Here is an 8,946-nt window from a genome sequence, read left to right on the forward strand (position 1 = left end):
TCCAGGGGCCGGGGCGGGGTTCCGTCGGGTGCCGGTCCGGTCGAACGGCACGCCAGGACCCGTCTCAGCGCGTGACCACCCAGGACAGGCTCGCGGTCAGCTTCGCGCGCAGCGCCGGGTCCGCGACGGCCGGGGTCGGGTCGGTGGCGACGGCGGTGAGGGTGTGCGGCCGGGAGCGCGGCCCGGTCAGCTTGAGCTCGGCCAGGTCCAGCGCGGTGCGGCCGCTCAGCCGGGGCAGCTCGCGCCCGTCCAGGTACCAGCGGAGTCGGGTCGCGGGCACCGGCAGGTCGACGGTGAGGCGGTCCGCGGGGGTGAGCCGACTGCCGCCGGGGGTGGGGCTGGTGAGCGGGGTGGCGTGGCGGTAGAAGCCCGCGATCATCGCCTCACGCCCGGGCAGGTTGAACTCGCGTCCGAGCGAGCGCATGATCGAGTTCTCGGTCGGGCGGTAGAGCCCGGTGGGGTAGTAGCCGCCGCCCTCGTACGTGCCGACCGTGCCGCCGTCCGGCGAGGCCTGCCCCAGCCAGCGTGACCACTTGGTGCCCTGAGCGCGCATCCGGTCGGCGGTCAGGGTGCTGATGTTGGCCTCGGCGGGTTCGTCGCCCTGGTACGTCCCCTGGCCGTCGTAGGCGTACTCGTCGGCCAGCTTGCCCAGCGAGTGCCCGGTCTCGTGCACCGCGATCTGCCCGGACTTCGCGTTGCCGCCCGCCACGGTGGCGATGCCCTCGTAGCCGACCGAGGACTTGACGTCGTTGTAGCCGGCGCCGCCGTACTTGGCGGTGTTGGCCACCACGAGCACCAGGTCCGCCTGCGGGGCCTTCGCCGCGTACGACTCGACGGCCTTCTCGTCCACGCAGAGCAGCCGCTCCACGCCGTCGCACCAGAAGTACGAGCCCAGCGCGGTGTGCCGCACCGTCGTCCGGTCCGGGTCCCCGGTCACGCCCGACTCGGGGGAAACGGCGTTCACCGCCCAGACGTTGAACAGTGAGCGGTAGGTGGCGTAGGGCTCGACGGAGGTCATCTCGCGCCACTTCTGGTCCGCGTCCGCACGGAACTTGTCCTGCTCCTGCGCCGTGTACCCGTCGCCGATCACCACCACGTCCAGCTTGGTGGCCGGTTCGCCGTTGTGGACCAGTGCCGTGACCTCGCCGTCCCCCTGCACGGGTGCCAGGCCCTGGGGGTGGCCGGCGAGGTAGGGGGAGGCGGCCGGGGCCTGGGCGCGGGAGATGCCGCCGTCCTCGGCGAACACCTCCACCTGACGGGTCGGCGGGGTGCCGTCCGCGGGGCGGCTCCAGGCCGGTGCGGCCCCCAGCACCGTCCCGGCGAGTACGGTGGCGAGCAGGGCGGTGGTGGTCCTGACGGTGGTGCGGTGCACGGGTGTCCTTCCGGAGGTGCGGTCTGTGGCCTGCCCCCTTCCCATGTCGATAACCTGACAATCATTTGTCAGTCCGGGCGGTCGGCCGAGCGGTGAAGGTGCTCGCGTCCGTCCGCGTCGGTGAACTCGACCTCGAAGGACAGGCCGGTCTCCGCCAGCGCCGCGAGAAGGACGTCGATCCGGTCGGGGTCCACGAACCCGGTGAACGTCACGGGCTCCAGCGGCAGCAGCTCCAGCTCGGCGAACGCGTTCTCCACCTCGAACTCGGTCCACCCCGACCGCCGGACCCGCCACCCGGCGGTGCGGAAACGCGCGGCCGCCCGTCCCGCGTCCGCCGCTGAGGGCAGCGATCCCCGTACGTTGTCGGCGAGTTCGATGCGGGCCAGGGCGGCGGCGTCCAGGCGCGGCCCGTCCGTTCCGGCGGAGGAGAAGTCCATGCCGGACGGTACCAGCCCGGGTGGGAACGCCGTTCCGGGGAGGGACGCGGGGGACGGGTCCGCGCGGCGGGCGTCACCGCCGCTGGGGGCCGCCCGCCTTCGGACTCGTGCACAGCGCGTCGTCGACCAGCCTGTTCTCCGCCTCCGCCACCCGCAGGACGTCCCCGTCGGTGGCGGCCTGGACGCCCGACAGCGAGACCGTGACGCTGCGCCGACCGTCGGCGGTGACGCCGGTGGTGCTGATCCACCCGGCGTCACCGCCCTCGTGGCCCCAGTACTCCCCGCCGCAGGACAGCCGACGCGAGAAGATCCCCAGCCCGGCCCGGGCGCCCGGCATGAACCGCTCGAACTTCTCGCCGACCTCGACGGTCCGGGTCATCTCCGCCAGCTGCGCCGGTGCCAGGAGCCGGCCGCCGAGCAGGGCGCCGAAGAACCGGTCGAGGTCGGCGGTGGTGGAGACGAGCCCGGCCTCGCCGTTGGTGCCCGAGCCGACCTGCTCGGTGACGTCCACGAGCGGCTCGCCGGCCGCGAACCTCTGGTAGGTCTCGGCGTGCGGCCGGGGCAGGGTGGGGGACGTACCCGGGTGGAAGGTGTGATCGAGGCCGAGCGGCCGGACGATCCGGTCCCTGACCTCCTCGTGCCAGGGATGCCCGGTGACCCCCTCGATGATCATCCCGAGCAGGACGTAACCGGTGTTGCTGTAGTTCCAGCCCGTGTCGGGATCGAAGTCCGGGCCGTGGGCCATCGCCCGGGCGACGATCTGCTCGGGTGTGTACGCGTCCAACCGGTGCTGCCGGAAGTCCTCCGCCGAGGTGTAGTCCGGGTAGTCGTCATGGATGCCGCTGGTGTGCCGGAGCAGCTGGCGGACAGTGATCGCGCGACCGTCGTTGCCGTTTCCGGACACCACGCCGGGCAGCCACCGATCGACCGGGTCGTCCAGGGAGAGCCTGTTCTCGCCGGCGAGCTGCAGGGTAACGGTGGCCACGAACGTCTTGGTGATGCTGGCGATCCTGAAGTAGCCGTTCCGGGGGACCGGCTGGCGTCCTGTCAGATCGGCGACGCCGCCGACGGCGGTCAGGTTCCGGCCGTCGGAGGTGACCACGCGGGCCTGGACTCCGGTGGCGCCGACCGCGGTGAGCGCGTCGGCGTCGCGCTGGAGCCGGATCCGGAGCCGGTCGTCGTGCTGCGGGGCGGCCGGCGCCGCGGGCGCACCGGTGGAAAGGGTCACGGCCGCGACGGCGGCCAGCGTGGCGTTCCGTCGGACGGATCGGCGGTGCCGCCGCGGGGCACGAATCGGTGAAGTCGTCATGGGTGTTGACGCTAGGTCCGGGTGGGGAGGCCGGACGATACCGCTCACCCGTCACAAAAGAGGGTAGTGGGCTGTAATGCCCGGCCCGGCCCCCATGGTCCAGACTGGTGCGGATGAAGCACCATGGGGCCGGTCGGCTTTCGGAGATGTGGCGCGGTCTGGGCTACCTGTTGGGGAGCCTGCTCACCGCCGCGGTCGCCGTGCTGGCGCTGCCCGTACTCGCCGTCCCGGTCACGGCCCGCTCCTGGGCGTCCTGGCACCGCCGCCGCGCCGACCGGCTGCTGGGCTCTCCGCGCTCCGGCCCGGTCCGGGTCGGCCCGTGGCGACTCCTCGGCTGGCTCGGCGCCTGCACCGTGACCGCCCTGGCGTTCGGCCTCGTCCTGGTGCTGTGCGCGGGCAACGCCGTGACCACGGCCGTCACGGTGCCCCTGTGGTGGGCGCTGCCCGCCGGTACCCGCGCGGGCGGCTTCGCCGCCGGTGTCCCCCTGACCGGGTGGGGCACGGCGCTGACCCTCGGGACCGCACAAGCCGTCGCCTTCGCGGCCCTGACCTACTGGCTGGCTCCCCGGCTGGCCCGCCTGCACGCCCGGACCTGCGTCGCGCTGCTGTCCCCCTCGACCGCCACGCGGCTGGCACAGCGGGTGGAGACACTGACCGAGACGCGGGTGCACGCCATGAACGCGCACGGCGCGGAACTCCGCCGGATCGAACGCGACCTGCACGACGGCACCCAGGCCCGGCTGGTGGCCATCGCGATGCGGCTGGGCGTGGCCCGTGAGCTGCTGAGCGACGACCCCCGGCTGGTGGCCGGGCTCCTGGAGGAAGCGCACGAGAACACCGAGGAAGCCATGACGGAGCTGAGAGCGGTGATCCGGACGATCTACCCGCCGATCCTCGCCGACCGCGGCCTCGCCGGGGCGCTGACCGCGCTGGCGTCCCGCTCGGCGATCGACACCACCCTCGACATCGGCTCCGGTGACTCCCGAGACCTCGACACGGTCCCCGCCGCGGTCGAGGCCGTCGCCTACTTCACGATCGCCGAGGCGCTCACCAACGCCGCCAAGCACAGCCGGGCCAACCGGACCGCCGTCCGCGTCGCACGCGACGGCGACCGGCTGGTGATCGAGGTCACCGACGACGGCGTCGGCGGCGCCGACGAGACGCTGGGCACCGGCATCACCGGCATCCGCCACCGCGTCCTGGCGCTCGACGGCACCGTCCACCTCCACAGCCCCGGCGGCGGCCCGACCACGATCACCGTGAGCCTGCCGTGCGCGTCGTGATCGCCGAGGACAACGTCCTGCTGGCCAACGGGCTGGAACTCCTGCTGACCGCCAAGGGCTTCGAGGTCGCCGCGATCACCCCGGACGCCCCCGGCTTCGTCGCCGCCGTCACCGAACACCGTCCGGACGTCGCCATCGTCGACGTGCGGCTGCCGCCCGGCTTCCGCGACGAAGGCATCCACGCCGCGATCCGCGCCCGCCGCCTGCACCCCGGCCTGCCCGTGCTCGTCCTCTCCCAGTACGTCGAGCAGCAGTACGCCGGCGAGCTGATCTCCGACGGCCGCGGCGGCGTCGGCTACCTCCTCAAGGACCGGGTGAGCCGGGTGAGCGAGTTCACCGACGCACTGCGGCGGATCGCCGCCGGCGGCACCGTCATGGACCCCGAGGTGATCGGCCAGCTCCTCACCCGGCCCGCCCGCGACCCGATCGCCGCCCTCACGCCACGCGAACGCGAAGTCCTCGCCCTGATGGCCGAAGGAAAGGACAACACCACGATCGCCACCCGGCTCGTCATCACCGACAACGCCGTCCACAAGCACATCGGCCACATCTTCGCCAAGCTCGGCCTCTCGCCGGCCGACAGCGGCCACCGCCGCGTCCTCGCCGTCCTCACCTACCTCAGCCGCCGCTGAGGAGCCCGCCCGCCCGGCCCGCCGCCTGCCGTCCCGTCCGTCGGCCCGGTGGAACGCCCACGCGGAACGCCCGGCCGGGAAGCCCGGCCGAGCGCTCCGCTCAGGTGTGCGGGTCGGGGTCAGAACTGGGTGCTGACCGTGACGCCGCTGAAGTCGGTGACGGCGTACAGGCTGAGGTAGCGGTAGCCGGCGGTGGGGTTGGTGACGGTGAGGGACTGGGTGGTGCCGGTGCCGGTGGAGGAGGCGGTGAAGGCCTTCGGCGAGGCCCAGGTGTCCGCGTTGTAGTAGAGGTGCGCGGTGCCGGTGCCGCCGGAGGTGGTGACCTTCAGCGTGGTCGTTCCGGCCGGCAGGTAGACGTACAGGTAGTCGAGGTTGCCGGCGGTCGCGGTGCGGCCGCTGCGGGAGCAGTTCCGGCCCATCGCGTCGGCGCGCTGCTCGGTGCAGGCCGGCAGGACGACCGGGGCGGCGGTCACGGTGACGGTGGCCGGGGTGGTGGAGATCCGGCCGGTGTCGTCGGTGGTGGTCAGGGCGACGGTGTAGCTGCCGGCCGCCGCGTAGGTGTGGCTCGGGTTGCGCTCGTCCGAGGAGGTGCCGTCGCCGAAGGTCCAGTGCCAGGCGGTGATCCGGCCGGAACCGGTCTGCACCGACCGGTCGTTCACGCTGACGGTCGCGCCGTTCACCGAGGTGTCGAACAGGGCGGTCGGGCCGGGGTTGTAGCAGGCGCCGCCGGCGCAGGCGTCGAGCCAGGCGTCGAAGTCGGCGTCGTAGGAGGTGCCGAGGCTGTTGTAGACCGCGTAGCCGCCGGGGTAGTCACCGACGCGGAACCGGGCCAGCATGGCCTGGACGTCGGCCGGGTGCTTCTCCACCATGTACCGGGTGGCCAGGTAGCCCCACGGGTAGACGCGGGTCGAGTCCGAGTTGCCGGGGGTGCTCTGGAAGAGGGTGCTGAGCTTGTAGGTGTGCTTGGCGGCCTGGGCCATCGCGTCGGTGTCGGTGGCGCCGCGGTAGCTGTGCGAGACGTACTCGGCGAGGCCCTCGACCCACCAGATGTCCGGGACGGACATCTGGGTGGGGTAGTTGCCCTTGAGGTCGTAGATGCTGTCGAGGTAGTGGGTGTACTCGTGGTTGAGGTTCCACACCCGGGCCGGGTCGTTGTTGTTCCAGGTCTTCTGGTACATCACGGTCGCGGCCAGCTTGTTCGGGTCGGTCGCGTCCATGACGGTCTGGCCGCCGTTGTCGGTGTCGTTGCCGAAGATCGCCCACGAGTAGGTGGTGTAGTCGGTCTTGTTGGCGAAGATCCCGAAGGTGACGTTCCTGGCGTACTGGTTCGGGATCGGCCCGTTGTCCTTGACCACGCCGTGGAAGAAGGCGTCCTGGTTGCGCAGGCTGGCGCAGACGGTGGCCAGTTCCTCGGCCGACAGCGCCTGGGCCTGGATGGTCCGGTTGTCGCAGACCAGCTGGTGCGGCAGGACCACCGAGGTGAGCTTGGCGGGCAGGTTGCAGATGTCGTAGTACGAGCACTGGCCGCTGTTGTAGTACGCGGCCTGGACGGCCGTGTGCACGTACAGCGGCGCCGCCGGCGTCAGCAGCGGCGCGGCGTCCAGCACCTTCCTGACCAGCGGCTTGACCAGGGCCTCGACGGCGGGGCTGCTCCCGGCCATCCGGGCCAGGTCGTTGCCCGCGTTGGTGTCGAGGACCTCGTTGGGCCCGCCGATCAGGTCCTTGTGGTTGATCGCGAAGTCGGCGAGGGAGACGGCGAGGCTCGGGTCGGCGGCGACCGCCTTGACGAAGTCCTGGTTCGAGTTGCCCCGCCAGAGCGGGTACTGCAGCACGGAGTTGACCGCGCCGACCATCTTCGGGACCGCGTTGTAGGAGTTGTTGTAGTCGTCCAGTATCCGCTTGTAGACGCCCAGGTAGCCGGCCTGGACGTTGGCGCTGTCGGTGAGCCACACGACGTCCCTGAGCACGATGCCGTTGCCCTCGGTGACGTCGTGCCAGCGGGCGCCGGCGAAGAACGCGTCCAGGGCGGTCCTGACGGCGGTGGTCAGCTCGCCGGTGTACGGGCCGGCCGCGTCGGGGTAGTAGAACTGGATGTAGTAGCCCACCTGCAGGTAGAGCGCCAGCTGCTGGATGCCGGTCGAGTTGTCGCCGGTGTAGCCGGCCGCCAGGTCCTTGAAGGCGGCCGCGACGGACAGCATCCGGGACTGCCGGAAGATGCTCGGGTCGGAGCCACCGCTGCTGTACAGCCCCCGGATGCACTCCGGGGTCGAGCTCTTGATGAACGCGACCAGGTCGGCCCCGGTGCGGGCGGCGAAGTCGGCCGGGGTGCAGGCCTGCGCGGCGGCAGCGGCCGCTTCCGCGCCGGAAAGGGCTTGCGGGGCAAGGGACTTGGGCGCGACGGGGGCGGCCGTCGCGGCCGTGGCGGCCGTTGTGGCCGGCCCGCCCATGAGTCGCTCGCCGATCAGCGCCGGGGGCAGCGGGGCCGCGGGCGCGGCGGGCTCCTCGGAGCCCGTCGTCGCGCCGGCCGTGGGTGCGGCGGGTGCGTTCGGGTCGGTCGTGGTCGTGGTCGGGGCGGCCGCGGTCAGGGCCGGGGCGGCGGTGACGGCGGCGGGTGCCGCGAAGGCCTGGGCCGGCAGCACGGCGGTGGCCGTGGCACAACAGGCGACGACGCCGGCCGCGAGCGTGGAGAGTCTTGTGCGCAGGAGCACGCCGAGTCCTTCTTCGAGTGGGGGCAGCCCGACGTGGGGTCGGACTGAGTGAAGGAGATGAGGAGATTGGCGTGGATCCTGTCACTGACCGGCCATCAGAACAATGTCACAGGTTATATGGCACGCGATTTTCAGCCACCTCGCGCCCACCACCCCCCGATACGTGGCTGACCTGCGACGGTCGGGTCCGGGCGCGACGCGACGGACGGGCGCCGGATGCCCGGCAGGTCACGAGCCGGGAGATTTGCCCGAGACCACCCGGGCCGGCGGGCCACGTGGAGTGGCCGATCTCCGCCCCCGCCCGTAAACGCCGACCCGGGCCAGGGCGCCGCCCACGCCCCACAGTCGCCCTCGCCGGGCCGAGGGCCCCTTCACCCCGACTCCGACCGCTCGGCCAGCCGGCGACACCACCAGAACTCCGTGCGCCATCGGCGCCGGTTCGCGAACGGGTCGGGGAGAGTGCGGCGCAGGAACACCGCATCCAGCGGCCTCACGAGTCGGCCGAGCTCGGCGCGCGCCCGTCCCGGCAGTCTCTCCAGGACCTCCTCCAGCACGTCACGTGCGTGCCTGACGTCCTCGAACGAACACCCCGAGCACGAGCAGGACGACTCCCGCGGGTACAGCGGACGCCTTCCCGGCGGGTGCAGGAACTCGCGGTATCGCCGCAACGCCCGGTCGGTGGCACCGGGATGCAGGTAGAAGCCGGCGCTCAGGCGCTCGACCCGCCGCCGTGCGACGCCCAGAGCGAGAGCACCTTCGCCCCCGGATCAGCCCCCAGCCGTTGCGCTCACCGTGTTTCTGCAGCGGCACGACCCCGCGGAACACGAGGAGCCCTCCGAGTTCGTCGACGACGAACTCATCGGGCGCATCGCCCTCTCCGGGCCGCCGGCTCAGCGCCAAGTCCCCGGAGTGGGGTCCGGGATTCGGGCGGACAGCACGATGAGCCGGAAGCATCTGATCATGCCCGGCTCATTGGCGGCTTTTGCTTTGACTGTTCGTTCAATTGGCGGTTCTGGTCATTGGGGCCCGGGCTCCGGCTCGGTTCCACGGTCGGTGAACGGTATCCGTGTTTCCGATCCCGGGTTTCGTGCTCGGCGTTTCTTGTTTTGTGTGTGTGGTGTGTTTTGGGGTTAGGGGAAGATGTTGTGGCCGGGGGTGAGGGTGTGGGTGGGGTCGTAGGTGTTTTTGGCGTTGGTGAGGGTGGT

General features: G+C 71.9%; 6 protein-coding genes. 2 read left to right on the top strand and 4 right to left on the bottom strand.

Going from position 1 to position 8,946, the window contains the following annotated elements; genetic code table 11:
• Positions 1-64: 64 nt before the first annotated feature.
• The 3 genes from ACFWJ4_RS39755 to ACFWJ4_RS39765 form a co-directional block, all read right to left on the bottom strand.
• Positions 65-1,372, bottom strand: a complete 1,308-nt coding sequence (locus ACFWJ4_RS39755; protein WP_380553861.1) for a M64 family metallopeptidase — start codon at positions 1,370-1,372, stop codon at positions 65-67.
• Positions 1,373-1,440: 68 nt separating this feature from the next.
• The gene (locus ACFWJ4_RS39760) at positions 1,441-1,809 is read right to left on the bottom strand and encodes a hypothetical protein (protein WP_380553864.1); all 369 of its coding nucleotides are present in this window, start codon (positions 1,807-1,809) and stop codon (positions 1,441-1,443) included.
• 73 nt (positions 1,810-1,882) lie between these two features.
• A complete protein-coding gene (locus tag ACFWJ4_RS39765; RefSeq protein ID WP_380553867.1) occupies positions 1,883-3,037 on the bottom strand; it encodes a serine hydrolase domain-containing protein in 1,155 nt (384 codons plus the stop codon).
• Positions 3,038-3,231: 194 nt separating this feature from the next.
• Between ACFWJ4_RS39765 and ACFWJ4_RS39770 the strand changes: the two genes are divergently transcribed.
• Complete coding sequence (locus ACFWJ4_RS39770) at positions 3,232-4,401, top strand: histidine kinase (protein WP_380553870.1); 1,170 nt, start codon at positions 3,232-3,234, stop codon at positions 4,399-4,401.
• Positions 4,389-5,033 (top strand): LuxR C-terminal-related transcriptional regulator, encoded by a 645-nt coding sequence (locus ACFWJ4_RS39775; RefSeq protein WP_380553873.1) that lies wholly within the window; start codon positions 4,389-4,391, stop codon positions 5,031-5,033. The genes ACFWJ4_RS39770 and ACFWJ4_RS39775 overlap by 13 nt, the downstream gene beginning before the upstream one ends.
• A gap of 119 nt (positions 5,034-5,152) precedes the next feature.
• Here the strand turns inward: ACFWJ4_RS39775 and ACFWJ4_RS39780 are convergent, their stop codons facing one another.
• The gene (locus ACFWJ4_RS39780) at positions 5,153-7,741 is read right to left on the bottom strand and encodes a collagenase (RefSeq protein WP_380553876.1); all 2,589 of its coding nucleotides are present in this window, start codon (positions 7,739-7,741) and stop codon (positions 5,153-5,155) included.
• Positions 7,742-8,946: the final 1,205 nt, after the last annotated feature.

The sequence above is a fragment of the Kitasatospora sp. NPDC127067 genome (genome assembly GCF_042724755.1).
Classification (GTDB): domain Bacteria; phylum Actinomycetota; class Actinomycetes; order Streptomycetales; family Streptomycetaceae; genus Kitasatospora; species Kitasatospora lactacystinica.

What these genes read in the sequence shown, in the direction of transcription:
- ACFWJ4_RS39760 (WP_380553864.1), bottom strand. Translation starts at nt 1,809, where the DNA reads ATGGACTTCTCCTCCGCCGGAACGGACGGGCCGCGCCTGGACGCCGCC.
- ACFWJ4_RS39770 (WP_380553870.1), top strand. Translation starts at nt 3,232, where the DNA reads ATGAAGCACCATGGGGCCGGTCGGCTTTCGGAGATGTGGCGCGGTCTG.